The sequence below is a fragment of the Geodermatophilus sp. URMC 64 genome, assembly GCF_053502555.1.
Window position 1 is genome coordinate 2,396,790 of record NZ_CP199955.1, and the last position, 25,817, is coordinate 2,422,606.

Below are 25,817 nucleotides of genomic sequence, written 5' to 3' on the forward strand. Positions count from 1 at the left end.
AGGAGGGCGGCCCCGCCGCCCCTGTTCTGGAGCGGCGGGGCCTGACCGCAACGGACACCGCGGGATCCGCTGCGGCTGCTCGTGAGTCTCCGCAGGCCTCCGGCTCAGGCGACTCGGTGAGTGGTGGACGACGTCAGCGCGTCCCGGAGAACCAGTTCCCCGGGGGCAGCTCGCCGGTGTGCACCAGGTCGTCGGCGACCATCCGCAGCTTGCGGTTGGTCTTCATCGACATCTGCGCCAGGATCTGGAACGCCTGGTGGGCGGTGAGCTTGTGGCGGTCCATCAGGATGCCTTTGGCCTGGTCGATGATCCCCCGGGTCTCCAGCGCAGCCTGCAGGTTGGTGATCTCGTTCCGGGCGGCGTGGTAGGTGTGCAGGTTGCCGGCAGCGACCGCGGCGTAGGGGGCAAACCGCGTGGCCGCGGTCCGGCTGTCCTCGTCGAAGGCGTTCGGCCGACGGGCGTAGATGTTCAGCGCGCCGGTGACGTCGTCGGCGTCGATGGCCAGCGGCACGGACAGGGAGCTGAGGGCGCCGCGCTCGACGGCCCGGGGCATGTAGTCCGGCCAGCGCCCGTCGGTGCGGGTGTCGGCGACTTCGGTCAGCTCGCCGGTGCGGGCGGCGTGCAGGCACGGGCCGTGGTCGCGCTCGTACTGGGTCTCGTCGAGGTCGATGGCCAGCTGCCCGGTCGAGGCCACCGTCGTCGGCTGTCTCTCGACGAGCAGCGACACCGAGGACTCTGGGTTGCCGGGCATCACCGTCTTGGTCGAGTCGGCGATCAGCTGCAGCAACTCCTCCATCGACACCGTGCGCAGGGACAGCGAGCCGAGGCGCTCGAGCGCCTGCACGGCGGGAGTGGGTGAGGAGGTCTGGTCACTCGCCACGGCGGGTCCCCCGGTCTGTTCATACCGAAGGTGGTGACCTCGGCCGCGGTCCTCGATCTGGGGGCCGTGCATGAGACGCCGGCTGTGTGACGTGCCATCGACGCCGAGCGATCCGGCGTCATGGCTGACGCTACTCCCGTGGGCGGCCTTCCGGGCTCTGAGGTGTCCCTGAGTGGGCCGTCTAGGGACAGCAGGTCACACCGACTGTGAGGGCGATGGGCCTGGTATCCCGTCCGGCAGCAGTCGGGCCAACGGCCTCCGGCCGGGCTATCCCGTGCCAGGGTCGCGGCATGCCCTTCTCCGACCCGCCGGCGGTCGCGGCGTGGGTGCACCAGGAAGCCCGTACGGGGTTCGAGGTCGTCGGCATCCAGCAAGGTCACGACGGGTGGGTCCTCAACGGCTGCACGGCCGCGGTGGAGGACCGGGAAGCGTGGGTGGTCGACTACGAGATCTACGTATCGGCGGACTGGGGCACCGTGGGAGCCCGCGTGACCCGCCGCGTGGGCGCGGTCAGCCGCAGCGCCACGGTGGAGCGGGACGGACATGGCCGCTGGCGGATTGATGGCGTCCTCCGGGAGGACCTACACGGGTGCCGCGACGTTGACCTGGAGTCCTCGGCGCTGACCAACGCCTTTCCGGTGCATCGCCTGGCCCTCCAACCGGCGCAGTCAGCCAGCGCGCCGGCCGCCTACGTCCGCACCTCGCTAGCCGTGGAGCGGCTCGAACAGACCTACACCCGAGTCGACGGCGAGGACAGTCACCAGCGCTACCGGTACCGCGCTCCAGCCTTCGACTTCGAATGCGATCTTCTCTATGACGCTTCCGGCTTCGCGCTCAGCTATCCCGGAATCGCCATGCGAGCACTCTGAGAAACCGGCTGCAGTGACCGCCGACGGCGGACGCACGCGAAGCAGCCGGTGAACGGCTGCCGACACCGTCCCAGGCAGCCCACAGCACGGGGGGAGATGTCCCTGAGTGGGCCGCTACGGGACACGGGACCGGCCTCAAGTTGGGTCGTGTTCATAGGGAGCTTTCGTTTCGGTTAGGTGAGTCTTGAACGGTGACGCGGCAGGATGTCTGTGACGAGCGCGCGCGCCGGGACTTGACGTCGCACTTGCATTTTGCAAGTGTTGACCGCATGAGCCTCTTCATCACCTGCCCGGTCGAGAACGTCGAGCGCGCGACCGCCTTTTACACCGCCCTCGGCTGGACCCTCAACGCCGAGATGTCCGATCACAACGTGTCGTGCTTCGCGATCGCGCCCGAGCAGTACGTCATGCTCGGCAGCCGCGAGATGTACGCGAGCGTCGGCGGCGTCGAGGAGCTGGTCGGTGGACCCCACACGCCCTCGAAGGTCACGGTCTCGTTCGACCTCGGCAGCCGCGAGGCGGTCGACGAGCTCACCGAGCGCGCCGGCGCCGCCGGCGGGCGGATCGGTGACACCGATGACTACCCCTTCATGTACCAGCGCCAGTTCGACGACCCCGACGGCTACCACTACTCGCCCTTCTGGATGAAGCCGGCCGCCGATCCGACCGCGTGAGCGACCTCGCCGCGGCCCTCGACATTGTCGGAGCCCGGTGGGCTCTGCTTGTCGTGGAGCGGCTGCTCGACGGGCCGCAGCGCTACGGCGATCTGCAGCGCGACCTTGGAGTGCCGACGAACATGCTCGCGACCCGCCTGCGCGAGCTCGAAGCGGCCGGCGTACTGACCCGTCTGCCGCTCCGGCACAACACCCGGGCCTACGCGCTGACCGATCGCGGGCTTGCCTTGCGCGAGGCGATCGTTGCGCTCGCACGCTGGGGCGCCGAGCAGGCCTAGGTGTGGCGCGGAATCGCGATGCGCTACAGGGGCTCAGCCGTGGCGGGGCCTGTCTCATAGTGGGCCGCTCAGGGCGACGGGAGCCCCGGCTCAGTCTCAGATCGACCGGCGGGAACTCCCAGCATTGCTTCCGCGCAGTGACGCCGGACATCCGGCGGCCGATCATGAGGGTGCCACGACACCAGGATCTCGTCGTCGCCGATGCGGACCCTCACCTGCGCCATGTCCAGATCTACCTGCTGGAACTCGGGACGTTGCAGCGTCATGGGTTTCCTCGTCACCCGACAGCACGGCCGATGAGCTCGTGGCTCCCGGCCGGTCCAAGCTCGTGACACCCGAGGAAGGACACCGCCATGTCGGAGCTTCTCGTCGATTTCATCACCTCCCTCGACGGCTACGCATCGGGAGAGGGATGGCCTGGGTTCTGGGGCCTCGAGGGCCCGGAGTACCTCGCATGGCTCGGCGAGCAGCCCGAGGTCACCTACCTGATGGGAGCGAACACCTACCGCCTGATGTCGGGTTTCGCCGCCGGCGAGGTCCCGAATGGCCAAGATGAGTTCAGGCCCGAAGAAGAGGCGTCCGTCGACGAGCTCACGCAAGCGTCCAAGGTGGTGTTCTCCTCCTCACTCGAGGAGCCACTGACGTGGGCCAACTCCACGCTCGTCCGCGACGACGCCGTCGAGGCGGTCCGCGCCATGAAGTCGAGTGGCTCGGGGCTCCTCAGCACGATCGGCAGCCTCAGCCTGTGCCGGTCCCTGCTGCGAGCCGGACTCGTCGACCGCTTCCGGGTCGGGATGTTCCCGGTGATCACCGGCGCCACGGGCGCAGAACGCATCTACGACGGCTATCCGGACGTCGCCCTCGAGATGATCGAGCACCGCACCTTCGACGGCCGCATCCTGCTGGTCGAGTACAAGCCGCGCGTGCTCGAGCACCCGCCGCTCGGCGCCCCTGCGTGACGTCGCCCCGTCCGCCGGTCTGGACGGCCGCCCGAAGTACGGACCGCGGTCGACCGGCTTGGTCATGAGACAGCCCAGCGTCTGACCACCTCGCTCGGCGATGATGGCGCCTGTCTCGTCCGCCAGCTCGCGTGAGGTCGTGGCAGCTGTCTCGCGGAAGGCGCTCGACTCAGAGCGAACAGCGCCTGTCAGCGCCCCTTGCACTTCCGCATCGGTCCTGAGGTAAGCCGGCAGATGCAGCCGCTCCACGGCACCTGAGCTTCGCTACCTTCGGCCGCCCAGCTGCTTCAGACCCCGCAACTTGCTCAGCCTTGATGCGTGTCCCATAAATTGCGTCGCTCCGGGACGCCAGGGCGGCTCTGACGTGCGCAGACGGGGCTGCGTCAGTGTTCGTGTCGGATAGCGCGGGTCGACAACTGAGGGCCATCGAGTCAGGAGGGCACTTCTTCGGCCGTCGCGGGTGTTCCGTCACGCCGACCGCTTGGTCAGCATGGAAGCGTGGGCGGATACGTGCACGGGCATGGGGACCCAGTTCTGCAGGTTCACCGCCAGCGGACGGTGGCGAACTCGGCGGCCTACCTCGCGCCCCGCCTGCGTCCCGGCCTCGACGTGCTCGACGTCGGTTGCGGGCCGGGAACGATCACCGTCGACCTCGCCAGACGAGTAGCGCCCGGCCGGGTGGTCGGCATCGACCTTTTCGACGCACCGTTGGTGGAGGCGCGGGCCCTGGCCGATCGCGAGGGCGTTCCGGTGACTTTCACCGTCGGCGACGTCTACGCCCTCGAGGCTGCCGATCACTCCTTCGATGTCGTGCACGCCCATCAGGTACTCCAGTACTTGACCGATCCGGTCGCCGCGCTGCGGGAGATGGCGCGGGTCTGCCGCCCGGGCGGGGTGCTCGGGATCCGCGAGGGCGACTACGGGGGCATGGTCTGGCATCCGCCTGACGAGGAACTGGACCGGTGGTTGCAGATTTTCGCCGGGATCGTCCAGCGCAACGGTGGAGAGCCTGAGGCCGGCCGCCGGCTCGTGTCCTGGGCGCATGCCGCCGGACTGCGCGACCTCGCACGGAGCGCGTCCGCCTGGTGCTTTTCGACGCCGGCCGAGCGGGAGTGGTGGGGCCGGGCCTGGGCCGGACGAGTCACCACCACGTCGTTCGCCGAACAGGCTGTCAGCTATGGCCTGGCCACGCGTGGGCAACTCCACAGCATCGCCGCCGCTTGGCAGCGCTGGGTCGACGCGGACGACGGCTGGTTCGGCATGCTCCAGGGCGAACTGCTCGTCAATGTCTGAGCGGCCGGTCTTCACCCGAATGTTGCCGGTAGCGGAACTAGAACGGTGGTGGGTCGTCGGCCGGGTCGGGGGGTGGCGGCGGTGGTGGTCGCCGGCGCATCGCCCACGGTCGGGTGGTGCGGGTGGTGCCGGACGGGGTGGTGACGTGCAGGGTGCCGTCGGGGTCCATGGCGAAGCGCCAGCCGCGGAAGAGGGTCTTCAGCCGGTGGTGGGTGCGGCACAGGCAGCACAGGTTGGTGCAGGTGGTCGGCCCGCCGCGGGAGTGGGCGACGACGTGGTCGTGGTCGGCCCAGCCGACCCGCTGCTCGCAGTAGGGCATCCGGCAGGTGCGGTCGCGGGTGCCGAGGAACTCCCGCTGCGCGCCGGTCGGGGTGTAGCGGTCGGTCGCCGCCGGCGGGTTCAGGCCCGCGCCCCGCTTCACCAGGCGCTGCAGCTCGGCCAGGGACGCGGTGGCGAGCAGCCGGCCGGTCTCATCGGTGAGCGCGAAGGTCAGTGACCCGTCGGGCGGGGTGTGTGCAGGCCGAGCGCGCCGACCCGGCGCAGCAGGTCGGCCAGGTGCGCCGGGGTGATGGCGAAGCCGTTGACCTCGGCCGGGGCGGTGCTGGCGCCCTCCAGCGCCTCCAGGGCGGCGGTGATGGTCAGGCTGGCCCGGGCACCGGCGGCGCCGATGGCGGCGCCGCGCACCAGCAGGGAGAACAGCTCGTTGCGGAGCTGCCCGATCGGGCGCGGATCGCCGTCGGCCTTGGCCTGCTGGGCCAGGGCGTTGAGGAAGTCGAAGCCCTCCGCGGCCTCCTCCGCCGGCAGCTCGGCGCCGAGGGTGGCCCGCCCGGCCGGGCCGGGCTCGACGAACACATCGGCGTTCCTCTCCGCCAGCGTCCGGTTCTCGTCGGCCGCGGCGGGGTCGAGGTCGAGCAGCACCTCGAGGATGCGCCGCTTGAGCGCCGCGAAGCTCAGCCCCGCCGCCTCGGGCAGCACCACCGCCTCCACCCGGGCGGCCAGCGCCGGGCGGGTGTGTTCCAGGGTGTCGGCGAGGATCTGCGCCCGCCGCTCATCCAGCACACCGCGCGCCAGGGCGGCGCCGGTGGCCGGCAGGCGGTGCCGCCAGGTCCAGGCCCGGCGCAGCCTGTGCGCCGCGGTACCGCGCCCGACGCCGAGGACCAGGCCGAGCTCGTCGGGAAAGGACTCGCTGATGCCGGGGAACTCCGGCTCGGTCTGCCGCCAGTCCCGGCTGCGCGCACCCGGGTGATCGTCGGCCGGGTCGTCGTCCTCCGGGCGGTCGGCGGCGAACCCCAGCATCACGTCCGCCTCCCGGGCGGCCAGCCGGGCCCGCTCGCCCTGCAGCCGCTGCAGCTCGGCCGCCTTCTGCTCCGCGGTCAGCCAGGAGACCGGCAGCCGCGGCTCGGGCGCCGGCCGGGTCCGCACCCAGTCGACCAGAAAGCCCTCCACCCTGGAGGTGCCCGCCGTCCGCTGCATGACCCCACGGTAGGGAGGGGGTACGACAGAAACGCCCTGGTCGGGGACGCGTGGCCGACCGGTGACCGAGGGCCCTCGATGAGGACGCCGGCCGGTCGTAGCGTCGTCCTCCCCACGGGGGCCACGGGACCACGGGAGCACGGCAGCAAGGAGGCTCGCCATGTTCGCTCAAGTCATCCAGGGCAGGACGTCGAACCCCGACGGGCTGCGCGCGGCGACGGACCGGTGGGTGGAGGAGCTGTCCTCCGGCGCGGTCGGTTGGCTCGGCAGCACCGAAGGCGTCACCGACGACGGCCAGGTCGTCGTGGTCGTCCGGTTCGAGTCGGCCGAGGCTGCGCGGCGCAACTCCGAGCGTCCCGAGCAGGGGCGCTGGTGGGAGGAGACCCAGCGGCTCTTCGACGGCGAGGTCACGTTCCTGGACAGCGAGGACGTCACCGTCGAGCTGATCGGCGACCCGGACCGGGCCGGCTTCGTGCAGGTCATGCAGGGACAGGTCAGCGACCCCGAGCGCGCCAAGGAGATCATGGCCGGCCTGCCCCCGGAGAAGATGGCGGAGCTCCGCCCGGACATCCTGGGCAGCGTGATGATCGGCCACGACGACGGCCGGTGGACCCAGGTCATCTACTTCACCTCGGAGGCCGAGGCGCGCGAGGGCGAGCGCAAGGAGCCGCCGCAGGAGATGCAGGGGGCCATGGAGGAGCTGGGGCGGCTCAGCGTGGGGGAGACGCGGTTCCTGGATCTCCGGCGGCCGGTCCTGACGTCGCGGCGCTGAGCCGGCCGTCGACCCACACCCGGTCGCGGCGCGGCGCCCGCCGTCCGCAGCTGGTGGGCTGACCGGGTCAGGTCGGCAGGGCCATCCCGAGCGCCTCCTCGTTGGGGACGCCGACCGAGCTGTGCCCGTGCACGAGCCGCCACTCGCCGTCCTCCCGGTGGAAGACGGCGGTGCTGCGCATGGTGACCGCCGTGCCGTCGGGCAGGACGAGGCGGGTCTCGTCGGCGACCCAGCCGACGTCGCCCTCCTCGTAGGCGCGCACCCGGATCGGCTCGTAGCGGGCGCTGTCGAGGCCGGCGTCCATCTGCTCCTGCCACCGCTCGCGGATGGTGGGGCCCTCGTACCACTCGGCGGGGTCCGTGCCGATGGTCAGCAGTGCGTCGGACGACGACAACAGCCCGGACAGCCATTCGACGTCGCCGTCCGCCAGCGCGGTGTACATCCGCTCGATCAGGGCCGCCAGCTCCGGGGACTCCCGCACGGGAGCACTGTGGCACCGGTCGGGATCGACTGCACGGCCGAGCGGATCAGCCGGCCGCGACCAGACCGTCGGGTCCTGCACCTGCTCTCCGGGCCGCGGCTGCAGCAGCGGTACTCGCGGACCGCGCTACGCCGCTCCGCCGTCACCGGCGTCCCGACAGGGCTGTGGCGCAGGTGTGGACGGCGGCGACGAGCTCCCGGTCGTCGGCCAGCGCGGGGTCCAGCGCGGCAAGGACGGCGGGCACGGCGTCGGCGAGCGATCCCGCGGCGAGCGCCTGCAGCTCGGCACCGCGCACGTCGGTGACCGGCGTGCCCGCACCCCCCGCGACCGGCAGCCCAAGGCCGCGGCGTTCGCGCTGCGCCGCCGGTGGCGGCGCGAGGAGGGCTGACCGGCCCCGCTCAGCGGGTCGCGGCGGCGGTCTCCGCGGCGACCGGCCGGGGCCCGCGGCCGACGACGACGTCGAGCACGGCGTCGACGTCGGCGTCCGCGGTGCCGCGCCACGCGACGTGCTGGTCCGGCCGGACCAGCAGCAGGTCGCTGCCGTAGAGGGTGCGCAGCTTGGGCAGGTGCACCAGGTCGAGCAGCCGCATCGGGACGGCGGCGCGCGCGGCGGCGTCGAGGAACGGCGCGGCGTCGGCGGCCGGGGCGAGGCGGATCAGGGTGTACCAGTCGCCGAGCAGGTCGTAGACCGACGAGCCGTCGGGCAGCCAGGTGTGCGGCAGCCGGGCGCCGGGGGAGGACGACGGTACGTACTGGGTGACCTCGGGCGCCGGGCGCGGCTCCCCGCCGGCGACCACGATCGGGGAGTGCGGGTAGTCGGAGCCGAGCACCAGGCCGAGGCTGTGGAACTCCGGGTCCTTGACCTGCAGCGCCTCGGCCACCCGGGCGCGCAGCGCCTCCCCGGCCGGGCCGTCGGCGCCGAGCTCGGCGGCCGCGAAGGACGGCGCGAGGAACGCCTCCTGGCCGCCGGCCGCGTCGATGGTGCGCTGCGCGATCGGCCGGCGCTCGGGCTCGTAGCTGTCCAGCAGCGACGCCGGCGCCCAGCCCTGCAGCACCGCGGCCAGCTTCCAGCCCAGGTTGACCGCGTCGCCGACGCAGGTGTTGAAGCCGTGCCCGCCCCACGGCGGGTTGAGGTGCGCGGCGTCGCCGACGAGGAACACCCGCTCGCCGCGGTACCTGTCGGCGAGCAGCATGCGCGCCGACCACGGGTCGGTGGCCAGCACGTCGACGTCGATGTCGGCGCCGACGAGGTCGCGGACCAGGGCGACCGGGTCGACGTCCCTGGTGTTCTCGTCGACGCCCTGGACGATCGCCCACCACGTGCCGTCGAGGTCGAGCCGGCCCATGAGACCGCCGCGCTTGGCGCCGATCACCCAGTAGTGCACGCCGAGCGCGCACAGCGGGCGCTCCTCGAGCGCGCGGCTGCGGAAGGTGACCGACATGTTCGGCACCACGCCCGAGGAGCCCTCGTAGCGGGCGCCGATCGCGGCCCGGCTGATGCCGCTGCTGCCGTCGCAGCCGAGCAGGTACTCGGCGACGACCTCGTGCCGGCTGCCGTCGGGCGCCTCGAGCGCGGCGCGGGCCTCCCGCGGCCCGTCGAGGACCGACACGGCCCGCCAGCCGGAGAGCAGGGTGACGCCGGGCAGCGCGGCGGCGGCCTCGGCCAGCACGTCCTCGACGACGTTCTGCGGCGCCTGCTGGCTCGGCTCGGCGGCGATGTCCTGCGGCGTCGTCCAGAGGCCGAAGGCGTTGCGGAAGCGGGTGATCTCGTGGCCGAACAGGCCGGTGCAGAAGACGACGTCCTGCGCGTGGCTCACCGGCAGGGGAGCGGCCGCGCGCAGCCGCTCGGCGATGCCCCAGCGGCGCAGGTGCTCCATCGTCCGCACGCTGGTGGTCTTCGCCCGGGGCCGCAGCGGGTCGCGCTCGGTGCGCGGCTCCACGACGAGCACCTCGATCCCGCGCCGGCCGAGCTCGATCGCGGCGGCCAGGCCGCTGGGGCCGCCGCCGACGATCAGCACCGGGACGCGGGCGGGCACGGCGGTCATCGGATCTCCTGTGTTCGGGGGATGCTGCGCCGGGGCCGGATCGGCCTCGCTCGACGCCTCCTCAGCATCGGTGGCGCGGGTCACCCGTTCCGACCCCGTTGCCATTGGCCGGAAGGGTGACGCCGGAGTTTTCAGACCGGCCGGTTCCGCTCCTGCCACTGCCGCACCCAGGCGCGGCCGTAGTCGTTGCCGTGCGGCGTGCGCAGCACGGTGTGGACGTGGAAGGGCTGCGGGGTGTCGTAGTCCAGGAAGACGCCGCAGTGGTGGTCGAGCTCGGCGATCAGCACCGGCGACTGCAGCCGGTAGTAGAAGACGTCGCCGGGCCGCGCGCCGCCGATCCAGCAGAACCACGTCTCGCCGAGGTGGGCCTCGATCTCGCGCATCCGCGCCTTCCGCGGGCCCTCGGGCAGCAGGCGGACGAACGACTCCGCGATGGCCAGGGCCGCCTGCTGGGCTGCCTCGGGCAGCTCGGCCACGCGGACCCCCTCGAACGGGATGACCCGGTTGTCCTGGAAGGCGCCGGCGAGGTGCCGCTCGTCGCCGGGGTGCACCCGGCCCTCCGGCATCGCCGGGTCGACCATCTGCGCGAAGACGGTGGCCTGCCTCCGCTGCTCGCCGGTCAGCGCCGCCATCAGGTCGAGGCCGTGCCGCACGCGGTCGGCGAACAGGTCGCGCAGGCCGGCGTGCGGACCGGCGTCGATCTCGTCCGGCTCGGCGCCGAGGAACACCGGCGAGAGCACCATGCGGCCCTCGACGACCAGGCAGTTGACCGCGCAGTGGTGGCCGTACAGCTGCCAGCCCCACGGCGCCCGGAGGTCGGGGTCGCCGTAGAGGGCGATGTTGTAGCTCCACTCGTTGAGCACGGTCTCGAGGTCGACGACCTCGCCGAGGAACCCGTTGACCAGCATCATCGCGTGGGCCTGCGCGAAGCCCTCGGGGGAGAGCGAGGCGCGCACCAGCGCCAGCGCCTTCTCCCGCACGGCCTCGGGCTGCAGGTCCAGCCGCAGGCCGGTGTCGAACTGCATGAACTCCGGGTTGGCCCAGGTCTGCCACTCCGGTGCCGCGACGTCGAAGCAGATCCGCTCGCGCTGCTCGTCGTCGAGGACCTCGAGCAGGTCGTTCGCGGCGGCGACCATCGCCTCGAGCGGCGCCTCCTCGCCCGGCTCGGCCGGCGTCAGGTCGTAGAGCCCCTCGCGGAGGACGCCGTCCTCGGTGACGCCGCGGAACTCGTTGCGGTACAGCGGCGTCCAGCCCTCGACCAGGCCGCCGGTGAACGTGCCGGGCTTCTTGGCGAACTCGCCGTAGGCGTACGGGTCCATGCCGCGGACCTCGGCCAGCCGCGGGTGGTCGTGCGGGAACAGGTACTGGCGGTACTCGCCGGACACGTCTCAGGCCTTCCGGGTCTCGTTGCCGACGACGGGGTTGGTCAGGACGCCGAGGCGCTCGACCTCGACCTCCACGACGTCGCCGGGGTGCAGCAGCCACTGCGGCTCGCGGGCGTAGCCGACGCCGGACGGCGTGCCGGTGGCGAGGAGGTCCCCGGGACGGACCGTGAACGTCCGGCTGATCAGGGACAGCGTGTCGCCGACGGTGTAGACCATCTCGTCGGTCCGGCCGTCCTGGACGACCTCGCCGTTGACCCGGGTCTGCACGCGCAGGCCGTCGCGCAGGTCGCCGACCTCGGCCGCCGGCACCAGCGGGCCGAGCGGGCCCGAGTTGTCGCCGTTCTTGCCGAGGATCCACTGCGAGGTGAGCTTCTGCGCCCGGCGCGAGGTGAGGTCGTTGAAGGTCGAGTAGCCGACGACGGCGGCCAGCGCCTCGTCCGGGGTCGCGTCCACCAGCGGCGCGCCGACGTAGGCGACGACCTCGCCCTCCCAGTCCAGCCCGTCCTCGTTCGACGGCACGGGCACCGCGGCGCCGCCGACGGTGAGCGACTGCGTCCAGCGGGCGAACAGCGTCGGGTACGGCGGCAGCTCCTGGCCGGAGAACGAACCCTCGGCCACGTGCTTGAGGTAGTTCAGCCCGATGCAGATCACCCGGGCGCCGGGCAGCACGGGCGGCACGAACTCCACGTCGGCCGCGGCCGCGGTCTGCCCTGCCGGCGTGCGGGAGAGGTGCCCGGCCGCGTCGGCCCAGAACTCCTCGAGCCCGGCGACCACGGTCACCTGCGCGCCGTCGTCCGACAGCGCGGCCACCTCGACTCCTCCGCCGTCCCGGCGGATGCCGACGATCCTCATCGTTGCTCTTCCTCTCAGCGGACGCCGAAGCGCCGGCGCAGGACGTCGATCGTGCGGACGAGCGCCTGCTCGGCCGCCTCGGGGGAGCCGAGCCACATGTGGTCGGCGTCCGCGTACAGGTCCAGCTCGGCCGCCACGCCGGCCTCGACCAGCAGGCCGTGCAGCCGTTCGCTCTGGACCGCGGGGATGAACCGGTCGGCCGCGCCGTGCAGCAGCAGGAACGGCGGCGCGTCCGGGGTCACGTGGGTGACCGGGCTGGCCTGCGCCGCCCGCTCGGGAACGTCCGGAGCCGGGGCGCCGAGCAGCTGCGCCTCGCGGGTCGACGGGTCCGACGGGTCGGTGCCGGCGTCGGCCGCGAAGCCGACGAGGTCGGTGGGCGCGTACCAGGCGACGACGGCGGCGACCGCGCTCGACGTCCCACTGATCCCGACCTCGCCCTCCAGCGCGGGGTCGGTCACCAGGCCGAGCAGCGCGGCGAGGTGGCCGCCGGCCGACTCGCCCCACGCGGCGATGCGCTCGGCGTCGATGCCGAGCTCGCCGGCGCGGGCGCGCAGCCAGCGGACGGCGGCCTTCGCGTCGTGCAGCTGGGCCGGCCAGGTCGCCTCGCCGGAGAGCCGGTAGTCGACGCTGGCGACGGCGATCCCGGCCTGCGCCAGCCGCTCGAACGGGGTCGGGTCCGCGCCGCGGTAGGCCGGGCCGGCCGCGTGCCGGCTGCCGAGCCGCCAGCCGCCGCCGTGGAGGAAGGCGGCGACCGGCACGGGACCGTCGGACTCCGGCGGCAGCACCAGGTCCAGCTCGAGCGGGCGGATCCCCGGGATGGCCGCGTACGGGACGCCGAGGAGCAGCCGCGTGCCCCCCGCGCCGGCGTGCGGCGTGGGCAGCGGGAGCTCGTGTGCGGGCGGGGGGAGCGGGAGGGCCGGGGGCGTCAGTCCTGCGTCGGCCACGTGTAGTCCGGCATGAACTGCATGTTGTGCTGCTGCGCCGCGGCCTGCATGCGCGGGAAGTCGGGGATGAAGGGCGGCTGGTCCTTGGTGGCGTGGTCGGTCGGCGTGCCCATGTGCTGGAAGAACCGCTCGAAGCCGCCGGAGAGGGTGCCCATCATCCGGGCGTCCTCGACGATCTGGTACGCGTGCGCGAAGCCGGCCGGCACGAACCCGAAGTCGCCGGGGGTGAGCAGCGACGACTGCTTCTGCCCCTCTTCGTCCTCGAAGAACAGCCGGACCTTGCCCTCGAGCACGTAGAAGGTCTCGTGGGTGGCGTTGTGCGAGTGCGTGGGGATGACGTCGCCGGCGGGGGAGTCGGCGGTGATGATGCCGAACTGGTTCTCGGTCTCGTCGCCGGAGAGCAGCACGGTGAACAGGTCGCCGAAGAGCATCGCGGTCTCGCCCTCGCCGCGGCGCAGCACGTAGGGCTTGGGCTTGCCGGGGAGGGCGCCCTTCCACCGCGGGCCCTTCGCGGGGTCGATCAGGTACTCGAAGCTCATGCGTTCTCCCGGTCCGGGTCGGCGGTGACCCGGGAAGCATCGGTGACCGCCGTCACCGCGTCCCAGCGGGGTGCCATTGAGCGGCAACGATCCTGATGCCACGCCGCCGGGCAGGTCACAGTGGCCGGCGTGACGTTCCCGCAGTTGCAGCTCGGCGTGCAGAGCCGGGTGGTCGTCGACAACGACTGGTCCGGCGACCCCGACGGACTGGTCGCGCTGGCGCACCATCTGCTGTCGCCGACCAACCGCGTCGTCGCGGTGACCAGCTCGTTCATCAACCCGGTCTTCGGGGCGCCGGAGGGCGCCTCGGACGGCGCCGTCCTGGCGCAGGAGCTGGTCGACCTGATCGGGATGCCGGAGCCGCCGCCGGTGCACGCCGGCAGCAACGGGCCCTTCGGCGACTCCGCCTCCCCGGCGGCGGACGCGATCGTGGCCGAGGCCCTCCGGGACGATCCGCTGCCGCTGTTCCTCGTCTGCGGCGGTCCGCTGACCAACGTCGCGCAGGCCCTGCGGCAGGAGCCGGCCATCGCGCAGCGGCTCACCCTGGTCTGGATCGGCGGCGCGCTCGACCCGGGCGCGGCCGAGTACAACCGGGACACCGACCCCGCGGCCGCCGAGTTCGTCCTCGCCACTCCCGGACTGACGATCTGGCAGTTCCCGCTGGAGACCTACCGCCGCTGCGCCTACTCCGTGGCCGAGCTCGAGCACGACCTCGGCGGCAGCGGCCGGGTCGGGCGCTGGCTGTGGACCCGGTTCGCCGAGCTGCCGCTGCCCGACTTCGTCGAGCTCGGCGGCGTCTGGCCGCTCGGCGACAGCCCGCCGGTCCTGGTCACCGCCCTGGGGGACGAGTCCAGCGAGTTCCGGACGACGCCGAACGGCCGCGTCTACACCTCCGTCGACGTCCGGATGCTGTTCGCGGACATGCTGGCGAGGCTGCGCCTGCACGAGCGTCGCCGCTGACGGGCGCTGTGCCGCCGGTCAGGGCCCGGTAGCGAGGTGGGCAGGAGGGCCGGAAGCCGAGCACGATGAGGGCATGGCTGATCTGTTCACCGGCGTCGGCGTGGCGCTGGTCACCCTGTTCGACGAGGACGGCGCCCTGGAGGCGAAGGCGACCGCCGAGTTCGCTGCGCGCCTCGTCGACCTCGGCGTGACGGCCGTCCTGGTCGCCGGGACGACGGGGGAGGCGGCGACCCTCACCCCCGATGAGCGGACCGAGCTCGTCGCCGCCACGCGCGCCGCGCTGCCGGCCGGCGTGCCCGTGATCGCCGGCACGGGCGCACCGACCGGCCGGCAGTCGGCGGCGCTGACCGAGCGGGCCTTCGACGCCGGCGCCGACGCCGTCCTGGCGCTGTCCCCGCCAGGGGTCGCCGACCCGCGGCGGTACTACGACACCGTGGCGAAGGCCGCGTCCGGACCGCTGCTGGCCTACCACTTCCCGGGCGCCTCGGCGCCGGGCATCCCGGTGCACCTGCTGCCGGAGCTGCCGGTGGCCGGGCTCAAGGACTCCTCCGGCGACGCCGCCCGGCTGCTGCACGAGCGGCAGATCTTCGCCGGCGACCTCTGGACCGGTGCGGCGAGCCTCATGGGACTCTCCGGCGCGATCGGCGCCGCGGGGGCGCTGGTCGCCGCCGCCAACGTCGCGCCCGAGGAGTGCGTCGCCGCCTTCGCCGGCGACGGCGCGGCCCAGGTGCGGGCGGCCGCCGCGGACCGCGCGGCCTCGGTCGACTTCCCGGCCGGCTACAAGCGCGCGGCCGCGGAGCGCTTCGGCACCTCCGTCGTCACCCGGGTGGGCGGCTGACCGCGCTCAGTGCGACTCGCGGCTGACCTCCGAGCCGCTCGAGCCGACGAGGAAGTCGAGGTCGGCGCCGGTGTCGGCCTGCAGCACGTGGTCGACGTAGAGCCGCTCCCAGCCGCGCCGGGGATTCGCGAACCCGGTGAGCGTGGCCTCGTTCGGCGTGCGGGCGGCCAGCTCGGCGTCGTCCACCTCGACGTCGATCCGCCGGGCCTCGACGTCCAGCGTGATGACGTCGCCGGTGCGCACCAGGGCCAGCGGGCCGCCGGCGGCGGCCTCGGGCGCCACGTGCAGGACGACGGTGCCGTAGGCGGTGCCGCTCATCCGCCCGTCGCAGACCCGGACCATGTCGCGGACGCCGGCCTCGAGCAGCTTCTTCGGCAGCGGCATGTTGGAGACCTCGGGCATGCCGGGGTAGCCCTTCGGCCCGCAGCCGCGCAGCACCAGCACCGAGTCGGCGTCGACGTCGAGGCCGGGGTCGTCGACGCGGGCGGAGAAGTCCTCGATCGAGTCGAACACGACCGCCCGGCCGCGGTGCCGCATCAGGTGCGGTGACGCCGCGGCCGGCTTGATCACCGCGCCGTCGGGCGCGAGGTTGCCGCGCAGCACGGCGATGCCACCGTGCTCGACCAGCGGCTCCCGGCGCAGCCGGATGACCTCCGGGTCCCAGACCGGCGCGTGGTCCAGGTACTCGACCAGCGGCTTGCCGGTGACGGTCAGCGCGCCGGGGTCGAGCAGGTCGCGCACCTCGGCGAGGACGGCGAGCAGGCCGCCGGCGCGGTGGAAGTCCTCCATGAGGAACCGGCCGGCCGGCAGCAGGTCGACCAGCACCGGCACGCCGGAGCCGATCCGGTCGAAGTCGTCGAGGGTCAGGTCGATGCCGAGCCGCCCGGCGATCGCGAGCAGGTGGACGACCGCGTTGGTGGAACCCCCGATCGCGGCCAGCGCGACGATGGCATTGGCGAACGATGCCTTGGTCAGGAACGTCGACGGCCTGCGGTCGGCGGCGACCATCTCCACGGCCAGCCGCCCGGTGCCGTGCGCGGCCTCGAGCAGCCGGCTGTCCGCGGCGGGGGTGCCGGCCACCCCGGGGACGACGGTGCCCAGGGCCTCGGCGACCAGCGCCATGGTCGACGCCGTCCCCATCGTGTTGCAGTGCCCGCGGCTGCGGATCATCGCCGTCGCCGACCGCGCGAACTCCTCCGCCGAGAGCGTGCCCGCCCGCACCTCCTCCGAGAGCCGGAAGACGTCGGTGCCGCACCCGATGGGCACGCCGCGGAAGGTGCCGGTCAGCATCGGCCCGCCGGGCACGACGACGGCCGGCAGGTCGACCGAGGCCGCGGCCATGAGCAGCGACGGGATCGTCTTGTCGCAGCCGCCGAGCAGCACCAGCCCGTCGACCGGGTTGGCGCGGAACATCTCCTCCATCTCCATCGCCGCGAGGTTGCGCCAGAGCATCGCCGTCGGCCGGACCTGCGTCTCGCCCAGGCCCAGCACGGGCATCTCCAGCGGGGTGCCGCCGGCCGCGAGGACGCCGTCGCGCACGGCGGCGGCCACCTCGGTGAGGTGGGAGTTGCACGGCACGAGGTCCGAGGCGGTGTTCGCGATCGCGATCTGCGGCCGCTCGAACGCGTCGTCGGGGATGCCGCGGCGCATCCACGCCCGGTGGATGTAGGCGTTGCGGACGTCGCCGGAGTACCACTGCGCGCTGCGAAGGGTCACGACCGCCATCCTTGCTCCTGTGTCCTCGTCCCGTGTCCAGACCATGCGCGCGGTCGTGCTCTCCGGACCCGGCGACTGCGCGGTGCACGAGGTGCCCGTCCCGGTCGCCGCGCCCGGTGAGGTGGTGGTCGACGTCGAGCGGGTCGGCGTGTGCGGCACCGACGTCGAGCTGTTCACCGGCGAGCTGTCCTACCTGCAGACCGGGCACTCCTCCTACCCGCTGCGGCCGGGGCACGAGTGGTGCGGCCGGGTCGCCGCGGTCGGGGACGGCGTGGACGCCGGCTGGCTGGGCCGGCGGGTCATGGGCGACACGATGCTCGGCGACCGGACCTGCCGGCGGTGCCGCCGCGGCGACCAGCACGTCTGCGAGGCCCGCCAGGAGGTCGGCATCCGGGGCGGCCGGCACGGCGCGCTGGCCGAGCAGCTCGCCGTCCCCGCCTGGTCGCTGCACGAGCTCCCGGACGCCGTCGACGAGTCCCTCGGCGCGCTGGTCGAGCCGGGCGGCAACGCCTGGCGGGCGGCGCGCGCCGCCGGCGCCGGGCCGGGCGACCGGGCACTGGTCATCGGCCCCGGGACGATCGGGCTGCTGACCGCGATGTTCCTGCGCGCGGCCGGGGCCGAGGTGCACCTGCTGGGCGTCACCGAGGCGTCGCTGGCGTTCGCCCGCGACCTCGGGTTCGCCTCGGCCTGGAGCCGGGACACCCTGCCGGACCTGCCGTTCGACGCCGTGGTCGACGCCTCGACGCACGTCGCCTCTCCCGCGTTCGCCCTCGACCTGGTGGAACCCGCCGGCCGGGTCGTCTACATCGGCATCGCCGGCACGCCGAGCACGATCGACACCCGCACGCTGCTGCTCGGGGACGTCACGGCGGTCGGGATCCTGTCGGCCTCGCCGGGCCTGGAGGCCACCATCGCGGCCTACGCGAGCGGCGAGGTCGACCCGCGGCAGCTGGTCGCGGCCACCGTCGGCCTCGAGCTGGTGGCCGACGTCCTGGCCGGACGGCGACCGGAGGGCTCCGGGCCCGGTCCGAAGGTGCACGTCGACCCGGGCGTCGTCCCCGCGGGATGAGGCCTGCGGCCGGCGGCGGCGCCCCCCAGGCCGGCCGTCCCGCGGTTTTCGTCGGTGGCCGCCCGTACGGTGCCGTCGTCCGAGCCAGGGAGGCGAGGTGGACGGCGAACTGCGGTGGGCGGTCACGGACGGGCCGGAGGGCTCGCACGCGGTCGTGCTGCCCGACGACGTGCCGGGTGCGCGCCGGCTCGTGGCGCACTACCGCGGCCGGTTCTGGTGCTCCACGCGGGCCGGTGGGTGCGGCGAGCGGCTGTTCGCCGGCGCCGGCTTCCGCCACCGCGCCGCCGACTCCTGGTGCCGGTTCGCCAGGTCCGGTACCGACGCCGGCCTCGCGTACGAGCACCTGAGGTACGAGCCCGCCCTGACCAGGTGGCTGGCCGGGCAGGGACACCAGCCGCGGGCGCGCACGCTGCTCGGGCCGGCGGGAGCGGCCGACCTGCAGCTCGTCGTGGACGAGCTCGACGCCGTCCTCGAGGTCCAGCTGGCGCCGCTGCCGGACGCCGCCTGGCGGGAGCGCGACGACGCCGACCGGCGGCAGCACCGGCACGTCACCTGGCTCTACGGCCCCGGCGCCGGGGACGCCGCGGCCACCGAGGCCGCGGTGCGCGGGTTCTCCCTGGAGCTGCGGCGCCAGAACCGGGGGCTGCTGGTGGGGGTGCGGGACGTCGACGGAGGGATCCGCTGGATCCCGGTGACCGCCTGCCGGCTGTCCGTCGACGGCTTCACCGCGCCGGGCATCGCGGAGGCCCGGCTCACGCACGCCCGGCGGATGAGCGAGCGGCGTGCGGCGGCGCGGCGGGCCGCCCGGCACGCACCGGCCAGGACGGGCGCCCTGGACCAGCTGCCGTTCCCGGCGTGAGGGCCCGTCAGCCGCGGGCACTCCGGTAGAGCCAGCCGGCCAGCGCGCGCGACAGGCGCGGCATGACGACCCAGGTCATCAGCGCCACGAGGGGGACGATCACCGCAGCGGTGCGGAGGAACAGCGGCCAGTCGCCGACCAGGGGCCGCAGCGCGGTGGAGATCAGGAACTGCAGCAGCAGGATGACGCTCGCCGTCATCACGAAGGTCTTCCAGCGCGGCGGGGGCTTGGGCGCGGCCGCCGGCGGATCGAACCAGGTCTCCATCCCGTCCAGCCGGCGGACGGCGACGGTCTCCATGAACGCCGACCCCTGCTCCAGCAGCCGGCTGCGGATGGTCGAGCGCTCCCAGCCGGCCAGCCGCTCGGGGGACTCGAACCGGTAGACCACGTGCCACACCGAGCCCCCGGCCACCGGCTTGAGCACGCCCGAGCCGAGGTAGCCGGGGAAGCGCCGGGCGGCCCCGAGGAGGTCGCCGACCCAGCGGTGGAACTCCTCCTCGTGACCGGGCGCCACCTCGCGGGCGACGACGACGGTGATGCCGTCGGTGCCGGTTCCGGTCATGGTCACATGGTCACCGCGTTCCGGCGGGCGACGCCGCCGAGCCACGCCAGGCTCGGCTTCGGCGTGCGGGCGAACGTCTCCCGGTCGACGGCGACCAGGCCGAACGTCGGCCGGTAGCCCAGCATCCACTCGAAGTTGTCGAGCAGGCTCCAGTGCACGTAGCCGCGGACGTCGGCGCCGCCGGCAATCGCCCCGGCCAGGCCGGTCAGCGCGTCGGTGGTGAACCGGATCCGGTCCTCGTCGTCGGCGGTCGCGATGCCGTTCTCGGTGACCAGGATCGGCGTCCCGGGCAGCACCTCGGCGGCGCGGGCGACCGCGGCGCCGAGCGCCTCCGGGCGGCGTTCCATGCCGTGCGCCAGCGTCTGCAGCTCCGGCGGGGGCGGGACCAGCCCGTCCGGGCCGAAGCGGGCGCAGGTGTAGATCTGCAGCCCCACCCAGTCGTCGCCGTCGGCCGCGCGGAGGAACTGGTCCTCGAACGCGGCGCGCTCCTCCCACATGCGCTCCTCGCCGCCGTCCTCGGCGATGTTCTCCCGGCCGATCAGGGTCATGCCCGTCCGCAGACCGGCGCCCCGGAACACCTCCCGGGCACGGTCGTGCAGGCCGAGCAGCGCCTCGGCGACGCCCTGGTCGGGGCGGGGCAGGCCGTGGATCGGCTCCCCGCGCCTGGCCATGCCGGCGAGCACCGGCTGGGCGGCCATGAGGTTCGGCTCGTTGATCGTGGCGACGTACGCGGCGTCCTCGAGCGCGGGGAGCGCGAACTCGGCGAAGCGGGCGATCCGGTCGCCGGTCTTCGGGCCGGTCCAGCCGCCGTCGTGCAGCAGCCAGCGCGGCTGCGTGAAGTGGACGAGCGTGACGATCGGGGCAAGTCCCCGGTCGTGGCAGCCGTCGACCATGCGCCGGTAGTGGTCCAGCGCCGCCCGTGAGAACTCGCCTTCCTCGGGCTCGATCCGGCTCCACTCCAGGCTGAACCGGTAGCTGTTCAGCCCGGCGCCGGCGACCAGGTCGAGGTCCTCGGGCCACCGGTGCCAGGAGTCGCAGGCGTCCCCGCTCGGCTCGGCGAACGGCGAGTGCGGGACGTGCTCGAGCTCCCAGTGGTCGTTGTTGACGTTGCCGCCCTCGACCTGGTGGGCGGCGGTCGCCGCGCCCCAGAGGAAGCCGTCGGGGAAGGTGGTCATGTCGTGATCTCCTCGGTGTCGCTGCCGCGGTAGCGGAAGTCGGCGAAGGTGACGGTGCCCTCGGTGGCGTAGAGGCCGACGACGCGGCCGGTGAAGGACTTGGCGACCTCGAAGGTCCAGTAGCGGCCGTCCAGCTCGGTGAGGACGACGTCCTGCCCGCCGGACGAGGCGACCAGCCGGATGCGGTCGCCGCCCACGGCGCCGGCCGAGAAGTCCGACGGCGGCGGCGTCATCTCCAGGCGCAGCTCCACGTCGCCGGCCGGGAGGACGGCCACCCACGTGCGGTCCAGCCCGGCGAGCCGCGCCCGCGCGGTGACCGTGCCGTCGGGTGCGGCCTCGATCGCGAACCAGTGGTCCTCGCCGTAGCGGGAGGCCAGGCCGCCGGTCCCGGCGGACGCGTCGACCGTCGTGGCGACGGTGGCGCGCAGGTGGCGCTGGCGGCGGCCGACGAACGACGGCCGGGGCCCGTCGAGGCCGGTGCTGTCCGCGGTGATCGCGAGACCTCCGGCGGTGGGCTTGCCGACCTCGCCCGGCGTCCGGCGGACGGCGAGCCAGCCAGGGTCGTCGAGCGCGGCCGGGTCGGCGAGGTCGAAGGACTCCTCGGTGCCCCGCCCCGGCGCCGGCTCCGGCAAGCGCGCCTGCGGCCACCCGTCGACCCACTCGACCGAGGTCAGGAACGTCTCCCGGCCGAGCGGCGAGTACGCCTGCGCCAGCCCGACCGGCCGGACGCCGAGGTGCACCATCGCCGTCCCGCCGCCGGGGGTGTCGACGAGATCGGCGTGGCCGGTGTTCTGGATCGGAGAGCCGGTGCCGGCGGCGGTGAGCAGAGGATTCGCCGGGCAGCTCTCCCACGGGCCCTGCAGGGACGGGCCCCGGGCCACGGTGACGGCGTGGCCGCGGTCGGTGCCGCCCTCGGCGACCAGCAGGTACCAGTGCTGGCCGCGCCGGTACAGGTGCGGGCCCTCCGGGGAGTACAGCCCGCTGCCGGCCCACAGCGCTCGCGGCTCCTCCAGCGCCTCTCCCGTGGCGAGGTCGACCTTCACCTGCCGGATCGCGTGGGGGTGCTCGGCGTAGGTGACGTAGGCGGTGCCGTCGTCGTCCCAGGCGAGGTCGGGGTCGATGCCGTCGACCGCCGGGATCGGCGTTCCCTCGCTCCACGGCCCGGCCGGGTCGGTCGCGGTGAAGACGACGCAGCCGCGGCCGCCGAGGAAGACCGTGACGATCACGAAGAAGACACCGTCGCGGTACCGGATCGTCGGTGCCCAGACGCCGCCCGGCGTCGGCACGTGCTCGAGGTCGACCTGCTCCGCGCGGGTCGCGACGTTGCCGATGTGCTCCCACGTCTCCAGGTCGGTGCTCCGGTACACCGGCAGCGCCGGCAGGTACTCGAACGTCGAGGTCACCAGGTAGTAGGCGCCGTCGACGGCGACGATGCTGGGATCGGGGTTGAACCCCGGGATCAGCGGGTTCACGCGAGGACCCGCACGCGGCCGCCGGCGACGACGTCGGCCATGAGGTCCAGCGCCTGCCCGACCGGCTCGATGTCGGGGCGGGTGTTGAGGAAGCCGTGCAGCATGCCGACCGCGGTCACCTGCCGGACGTCGACCCCGGCCAGCGCGCACTGCGCGACGAACGCCTCGCCGGAGGCCCGCAGGTCGTCGTACTCGGCGTTGATGACCAGCGTCGGGCACAGCCCCTCGAGCACGGCCTGGGCGCCGAACGCGTAGCCGTCGGCGGTCGACAGCGGCCCGCCGAGGTAGTTCTCGTTGAACCAGCGGGTCTGCGGCGGGAAGAAGCGCAGGACGTCGGGGACCTCGGCCATCTTCGCGGCGAGCGACGCGGACGCCGGCGGGACGACGGCGTGCGCCACCGGGTAGATCGGCAGCAGCGCGGCCGGCGGCGCACCGTCCTCGTCGCGGAGCTTCAGCGCGGCGCCGATCGCCAGGTTGCCGCCGGCGCTGGCGCCGCCCAGCGAAACGCGCGCCGGGTCGACGCCGAGCTCGGCGGCGCTGTCGCGGACCCAGCGGAAGGCCGCGACGACGTCGTCGTGCGGCACCGGGTAGTGGATCCCCTCGTTGCAGAGCCGGTAGTCGACGCTGACGACGACCGCACCCGCGCGCTCGCAGATCTGCCGGGCGGTCCAGTCGGCCTCGGGCATCTCCAGGTCACCGCCGACGAACGCGCCACCGTGCACCCACACGAGGGCCGGCCGGTCCGGGCCGGGCTCCGCCGGGACGTAGACGCGCACCGGCACGGGGCCGTGCGGGCCGGGAGCCGCCTCCTCGCGCGTCTCGACAGCAGGCGGCTGCGGCGCGCCGGTGATCGACATGAACTCGTCGAGCAGCGCCCGCTGGACCGGGTCGGCCATGGCGGTCTCGAACGACGCGATGCCCTCGAGCAGGTGCAGCTTCGAGGCGATCGCGGGGTGGATGGGCACTCATGTCCTCCGGGCGCGAAGCGTGGGGTGGGCGGGCGGAGTCACGGCGGGGCCGGATGTGGCGCCCGCCACGGGCGCTCTCGCGAGCATCGCCCGCGCGCCCGGGCGGATCCCACGGTTCTGCCATTGAGCGGAAGGGCGGCTCAGGCGCCGCCCGCGAAGCCGATCGAGCGGCGGGCGCCGAGGCCACGGGAGATGGAGCGGGCCGCCGTCCGCACGGCGGGGCCCAGCAGCCGCGGCTCCGCGTTCTCCTGCGGCACGACCACCGACAGCGCGGCCGCGATGCGGTCGTCGGCGCCGAAGATCGGCGCGGCGACGCTGACCAGCGGCTGCGGCGTGCGCCGGCGCAGCGTGGCCAAGCCCTCGCGGCGGATCTCGGCCAGCGTCCGGCGCAGCGCGGCGGGGGAGACGGCGACGTTCTCGGGCTGGTGCATCAGCGGCTGGGCCAGCGTCGACTCCTGGAACGCCGTCTCGGCGAACGCGAGCAGCACCAGGCCGACCCCCGTCGAGTGCAGCGGCAGCCGCCCGCCCACGCGGTAGAGCACCGCCATCGCCCCGTGCGCGGACAGCCGCTCCACCAGCAGCGCCTCCTGACCCTCCCGGACGGCGAGCAGCACGTGCTGGCGGGTGACCTCCTCGAGGTCGCCCATGAACGGCAGCGCCACCTGCTTGAGGCCCTGGCCGCGCGGCGCCAGCGAGGCGACCTCCCACAGCCGCAGCCCGATGGTGAACCGGCCGTCGACACCCCGTTCCAGTGCGCCCCAGGCCATGAGCCGGGTCGCCAGCCGCAGCGTCGAGCTGGTCGGGATGCCGCTGCGCCGGCTCAGCTCGCCGAGCGTCAGCGACCGGTGGCCGGCGTCGAACGCACCGAGCAGGGCGAACGCCCGGTCGACGACGGGATCGCCCTGCGGCGGCCGCTTCCCGCGGACCCGGGCCGGCTCAGCAGAGGCGCCGGTCACCGGAGGGATTCCTGATCGTCACCCATGAGGCGGGCGCCACAGTTGTTTTCCATTGAGCGGCATTGTGCCTGACGCCCCTGTGACCCGGACCGCATCGTTGGCGCCCAAGCCGAGCGGGTGCTCCGGCCCGGCCGAGCCCGGCCCCCACATGACCCCTCCGTTGTCAGGCGAAGGAGCCACCACAGCATGAATCGATTCACGTTCCGGACCGGCGCGGCGCTGGTCACGGCCGCGGCCGTGACGTCGCTCGCCGCGTGCAGCGGCGGGGGCGGCGGTGGCGGCGGCAGCAGCCAGAGCGCCGAGAACACCGTGACCGTCGCGAGCGACGCGGACTACGCGCCGAACGGCTACGACGCGCTGCTCTACTCGCAGGGCCAGTTCACCTTCTACGCCGCGCTCTACGACTCGCTGTTCGTCACCCAGCCCGACGGCACCGTCGAGGGCAGCCTGGTGTCCGACTTCTCGAACAGCCCGGACAACCTGCAGACCACGCTGACGCTGCGCGACGACGTCACGTTCACCGACGGCAAGCCGCTGGACTCGACCGTGGTCAAGGCCAACCTCGACCGCCGCAGCGACCCCGACCTCGAGGCCTACGGCTCGATCGCCCCCGGCCAGGCCGCGGAGATCACCGACGTCCAGGCGCCGGACCCGCAGACCGTCGTCATCACCTGGAAGGCGCCGCAGGCGACGCCGGAGAACAACCTGGTCGACACGGCCGGCATCATCGTCGGCCCCGACGGCATCGCCGACCCGACCTCGCTGGAGACGACGCCGGACGGTTCGGGCGCCTACGAGCTCAACGCCGACGAGACCACCAAGGCGAGCACCTACACCCTGGACAGGAAGGCCGACGCGCACGACGCGGGCGACTGGGCCTACGACACGATCGTCTTCGACATCATCACCGACCCGCAGGCGCTGGCCAACGCCGTCGTCTCCGGCCAGGCCGACGTCGCCGGTATCCTCGACCCGACCACGATCGACCTGGTCGAGTCGCGGCAGAGCACGGTGAGCCAGGGCGGCACGATCGTCGGCTTCCCGGTGACCGACAAGACGGGCGCCACCAACCCGGCGTTCGGCAACGAGCAGGCCCGCCAGGCGATCATGTACGCGATCGACCGCGACAAGCTGGTCAGCGACCTGCACGACGGCTCCCGGCCGACCTCCCAGCTGTTCCCCGAGGGTGCCGCGGGCTTCGACGAGGCGCTCGACGAGGAGTTCGGCTACGACCCGGACAAGGCCAAGCAGCTGCTGGCCGAGGCCGGCTACCCCGACGGCTTCGAGTTCAACGTCACCGTGCTCGGCCAGCCCGACGAGGACCAGGTGGCGATCCAGAGCCAGCTGGCCGAGGTCGGCATCACCATGAACTTCGTCGTCGCCACCTCCACCGATCAGGTCTTCGCCGCGGTGAACACCGACCCGGTGCTCTGGGGCCCGTTCGCCGTCGGCGCCCAGCCGGCCGGCTTCGTCGCCGGTGTGGTCTACGGCGGGTTCATGAACACCCAGGGCGCGAAGGAGCCGGCGATCGAGGGCGCCCTCGGCGGTGCCCTCGGCGCCACCGGTGACGCCCAGGAGCAGGCGCTGACCGCGCTCAACCGGGCCCTCACCGAGCACGTCTGGTACATCCCGGTCTACGAGGACTTCACCTACTACGGCTACAACGCCGAGAAGGTGGCCGAGCCCTCGTTCGCCGGCGCCAACAACTACCTGGCGCTCTCGGCGATCCAGCCGGCCAGCTGAGCGACGGCCGGTGGCCGCGGGACGACCCGCGGCCACCGGCCTCCGAAACCCCTAG

Annotated in this window: 27 protein-coding genes; 12 read left to right on the forward strand and 15 right to left on the reverse strand. The window is 73.6% G+C overall.

Annotation, left to right across the window (positions count from 1 at the left end):
- Positions 1-133 precede the first annotated feature (133 nt).
- The gene (locus ACWIYF_RS11760; protein ID WP_448628316.1) at positions 134-880 is read right to left on the reverse strand and encodes an ANTAR domain-containing protein; all 747 of its coding nucleotides are present in this window, start codon (positions 878-880) and stop codon (positions 134-136) included.
- A gap of 290 nt (positions 881-1,170) precedes the next feature.
- On the opposite strand from ACWIYF_RS11760, the gene ACWIYF_RS11765 reads away from it, so the two are divergent.
- The 5 genes from ACWIYF_RS11765 to ACWIYF_RS11785 all read left to right on the forward strand — a co-directional run bounded on the left by ACWIYF_RS11765 (position 1,171) and on the right by ACWIYF_RS11785 (position 4,953).
- On the forward strand, positions 1,171-1,749 hold the full coding sequence (locus tag ACWIYF_RS11765) for a putative glycolipid-binding domain-containing protein (protein ID WP_448628317.1): 579 nt from the start codon (positions 1,171-1,173) through the stop codon (positions 1,747-1,749).
- 269 nt (positions 1,750-2,018) lie between these two features.
- Complete coding sequence (locus ACWIYF_RS11770; RefSeq protein ID WP_448628318.1) at positions 2,019-2,423, forward strand: VOC family protein; 405 nt, start codon at positions 2,019-2,021, stop codon at positions 2,421-2,423.
- Positions 2,420-2,701 (forward strand): winged helix-turn-helix transcriptional regulator, encoded by a 282-nt coding sequence (locus ACWIYF_RS11775; RefSeq protein ID WP_179717690.1) that lies wholly within the window; start codon positions 2,420-2,422, stop codon positions 2,699-2,701. Before ACWIYF_RS11770 ends, ACWIYF_RS11775 begins: the two co-directional genes overlap by 4 nt.
- A 353-nt stretch (positions 2,702-3,054) precedes the next feature.
- A complete protein-coding gene (locus tag ACWIYF_RS11780; RefSeq protein ID WP_448628319.1) occupies positions 3,055-3,660 on the forward strand; it encodes a dihydrofolate reductase family protein in 606 nt (201 codons plus the stop codon).
- A 498-nt stretch (positions 3,661-4,158) separates the two neighbouring features.
- On the forward strand, positions 4,159-4,953 hold the full coding sequence (locus tag ACWIYF_RS11785) for a class I SAM-dependent methyltransferase (protein WP_448628320.1): 795 nt from the start codon (positions 4,159-4,161) through the stop codon (positions 4,951-4,953).
- Between the two features lie 37 nt (positions 4,954-4,990).
- Here ACWIYF_RS11785 and ACWIYF_RS11790 read toward each other — a convergent pair whose 3' ends face one another.
- The gene (locus tag ACWIYF_RS11790; RefSeq protein WP_448628321.1) at positions 4,991-5,374 is read right to left on the reverse strand and encodes an HNH endonuclease signature motif containing protein; all 384 of its coding nucleotides are present in this window, start codon (positions 5,372-5,374) and stop codon (positions 4,991-4,993) included.
- Between the two features lie 68 nt (positions 5,375-5,442).
- Entirely contained in the window at positions 5,443-6,426 is a 984-nt protein-coding gene (locus ACWIYF_RS11795; protein ID WP_448628322.1) for a DUF222 domain-containing protein, read from the reverse strand.
- Positions 6,427-6,586: 160 nt separating this feature from the next.
- Between ACWIYF_RS11795 and ACWIYF_RS11800 the strand changes: the two genes are divergently transcribed.
- Entirely contained in the window at positions 6,587-7,198 is a 612-nt protein-coding gene (locus tag ACWIYF_RS11800; protein WP_448628323.1) for a hypothetical protein, read from the forward strand.
- A gap of 67 nt (positions 7,199-7,265) precedes the next feature.
- Here ACWIYF_RS11800 and ACWIYF_RS11805 read toward each other — a convergent pair whose 3' ends face one another.
- Positions 7,266-7,679 (reverse strand): nuclear transport factor 2 family protein, encoded by a 414-nt coding sequence (locus tag ACWIYF_RS11805; protein WP_448628324.1) that lies wholly within the window; start codon positions 7,677-7,679, stop codon positions 7,266-7,268.
- A gap of 175 nt (positions 7,680-7,854) precedes the next feature.
- On the opposite strand from ACWIYF_RS11805, the gene ACWIYF_RS11810 reads away from it, so the two are divergent.
- Positions 7,855-8,067 carry a hypothetical protein gene (locus ACWIYF_RS11810; RefSeq protein ID WP_448628325.1) on the forward strand — a complete coding sequence of 71 codons (213 nt, stop codon included), beginning with the start codon at positions 7,855-7,857 and terminating at the stop codon, positions 8,065-8,067.
- 10 nt (positions 8,068-8,077) lie between these two features.
- On the opposite strand, the gene ACWIYF_RS11815 is transcribed toward ACWIYF_RS11810, so the two are convergent.
- The 5 genes from ACWIYF_RS11815 to ACWIYF_RS11835 form a co-directional block, all read right to left on the reverse strand.
- The gene (locus tag ACWIYF_RS11815) at positions 8,078-9,724 is read right to left on the reverse strand and encodes an FAD-dependent monooxygenase (protein ID WP_448628326.1); all 1,647 of its coding nucleotides are present in this window, start codon (positions 9,722-9,724) and stop codon (positions 8,078-8,080) included.
- Between the two features lie 131 nt (positions 9,725-9,855).
- Positions 9,856-11,109: a DUF3500 domain-containing protein gene (locus ACWIYF_RS11820; RefSeq protein ID WP_448628327.1), complete on the reverse strand. Its 1,254-nt coding sequence runs from the start codon at positions 11,107-11,109 to the stop codon at positions 9,856-9,858.
- Positions 11,110-11,112: 3 nt separating this feature from the next.
- Positions 11,113-11,961, reverse strand: a complete 849-nt coding sequence (locus ACWIYF_RS11825; RefSeq protein ID WP_448628328.1) for a fumarylacetoacetate hydrolase family protein — start codon at positions 11,959-11,961, stop codon at positions 11,113-11,115.
- Between the two features lie 14 nt (positions 11,962-11,975).
- Complete coding sequence (locus ACWIYF_RS11830) at positions 11,976-12,905, reverse strand: alpha/beta hydrolase fold domain-containing protein (protein ID WP_448628329.1); 930 nt, start codon at positions 12,903-12,905, stop codon at positions 11,976-11,978.
- Positions 12,887-13,444: a quercetin 2,3-dioxygenase gene (locus ACWIYF_RS11835; RefSeq protein ID WP_448628330.1), complete on the reverse strand. Its 558-nt coding sequence runs from the start codon at positions 13,442-13,444 to the stop codon at positions 12,887-12,889. The genes ACWIYF_RS11830 and ACWIYF_RS11835 overlap by 19 nt, the downstream gene beginning before the upstream one ends.
- A 129-nt stretch (positions 13,445-13,573) precedes the next feature.
- Between ACWIYF_RS11835 and ACWIYF_RS11840 the strand changes: the two genes are divergently transcribed.
- Together ACWIYF_RS11840 and ACWIYF_RS11845 are read left to right on the forward strand one after the other, a co-directional pair.
- Positions 13,574-14,404, forward strand: a complete 831-nt coding sequence (locus tag ACWIYF_RS11840; protein ID WP_448628331.1) for a nucleoside hydrolase — start codon at positions 13,574-13,576, stop codon at positions 14,402-14,404.
- Positions 14,405-14,477: 73 nt separating this feature from the next.
- A complete protein-coding gene (locus ACWIYF_RS11845; protein WP_448628332.1) occupies positions 14,478-15,242 on the forward strand; it encodes a dihydrodipicolinate synthase family protein in 765 nt (254 codons plus the stop codon).
- Positions 15,243-15,248: 6 nt separating this feature from the next.
- Here the strand turns inward: ACWIYF_RS11845 and ACWIYF_RS11850 are convergent, their stop codons facing one another.
- On the reverse strand, positions 15,249-16,967 hold the full coding sequence (locus ACWIYF_RS11850; protein WP_448628333.1) for an IlvD/Edd family dehydratase: 1,719 nt from the start codon (positions 16,965-16,967) through the stop codon (positions 15,249-15,251).
- Between the two features lie 10 nt (positions 16,968-16,977).
- On the opposite strand from ACWIYF_RS11850, the gene ACWIYF_RS11855 reads away from it, so the two are divergent.
- Both ACWIYF_RS11855 and ACWIYF_RS11860 read left to right on the forward strand, forming a co-directional pair.
- Positions 16,978-18,027, forward strand: a complete 1,050-nt coding sequence (locus tag ACWIYF_RS11855; RefSeq protein ID WP_448628334.1) for a zinc-dependent alcohol dehydrogenase — start codon at positions 16,978-16,980, stop codon at positions 18,025-18,027.
- A 97-nt stretch (positions 18,028-18,124) separates the two neighbouring features.
- Positions 18,125-18,886 (forward strand): hypothetical protein, encoded by a 762-nt coding sequence (locus ACWIYF_RS11860; RefSeq protein ID WP_448628335.1) that lies wholly within the window; start codon positions 18,125-18,127, stop codon positions 18,884-18,886.
- 7 nt (positions 18,887-18,893) lie between these two features.
- Here ACWIYF_RS11860 and ACWIYF_RS11865 read toward each other — a convergent pair whose 3' ends face one another.
- From ACWIYF_RS11865 to ACWIYF_RS11885, 5 genes are all read right to left on the reverse strand, one after another.
- Complete coding sequence (locus ACWIYF_RS11865) at positions 18,894-19,448, reverse strand: antibiotic biosynthesis monooxygenase (protein WP_448628336.1); 555 nt, start codon at positions 19,446-19,448, stop codon at positions 18,894-18,896.
- Between the two features lie 2 nt (positions 19,449-19,450).
- Complete coding sequence (locus ACWIYF_RS11870; RefSeq protein WP_448628337.1) at positions 19,451-20,623, reverse strand: family 1 glycosylhydrolase; 1,173 nt, start codon at positions 20,621-20,623, stop codon at positions 19,451-19,453.
- On the reverse strand, positions 20,620-22,095 hold the full coding sequence (locus tag ACWIYF_RS11875) for a family 43 glycosylhydrolase (protein WP_448628338.1): 1,476 nt from the start codon (positions 22,093-22,095) through the stop codon (positions 20,620-20,622). The genes ACWIYF_RS11870 and ACWIYF_RS11875 overlap by 4 nt, the downstream gene beginning before the upstream one ends.
- Positions 22,092-23,060 (reverse strand): alpha/beta hydrolase, encoded by a 969-nt coding sequence (locus ACWIYF_RS11880; RefSeq protein ID WP_448628339.1) that lies wholly within the window; start codon positions 23,058-23,060, stop codon positions 22,092-22,094. The genes ACWIYF_RS11875 and ACWIYF_RS11880 overlap by 4 nt, the downstream gene beginning before the upstream one ends.
- 143 nt (positions 23,061-23,203) lie before the next feature.
- A complete protein-coding gene (locus ACWIYF_RS11885) occupies positions 23,204-24,019 on the reverse strand; it encodes an IclR family transcriptional regulator (RefSeq protein WP_448628340.1) in 816 nt (271 codons plus the stop codon).
- A 186-nt stretch (positions 24,020-24,205) separates the two neighbouring features.
- On the opposite strand from ACWIYF_RS11885, the gene ACWIYF_RS11890 reads away from it, so the two are divergent.
- Positions 24,206-25,762 carry an ABC transporter substrate-binding protein gene (locus ACWIYF_RS11890; protein ID WP_448628341.1) on the forward strand — a complete coding sequence of 519 codons (1,557 nt, stop codon included), beginning with the start codon at positions 24,206-24,208 and terminating at the stop codon, positions 25,760-25,762.
- Positions 25,763-25,817: the final 55 nt, after the last annotated feature.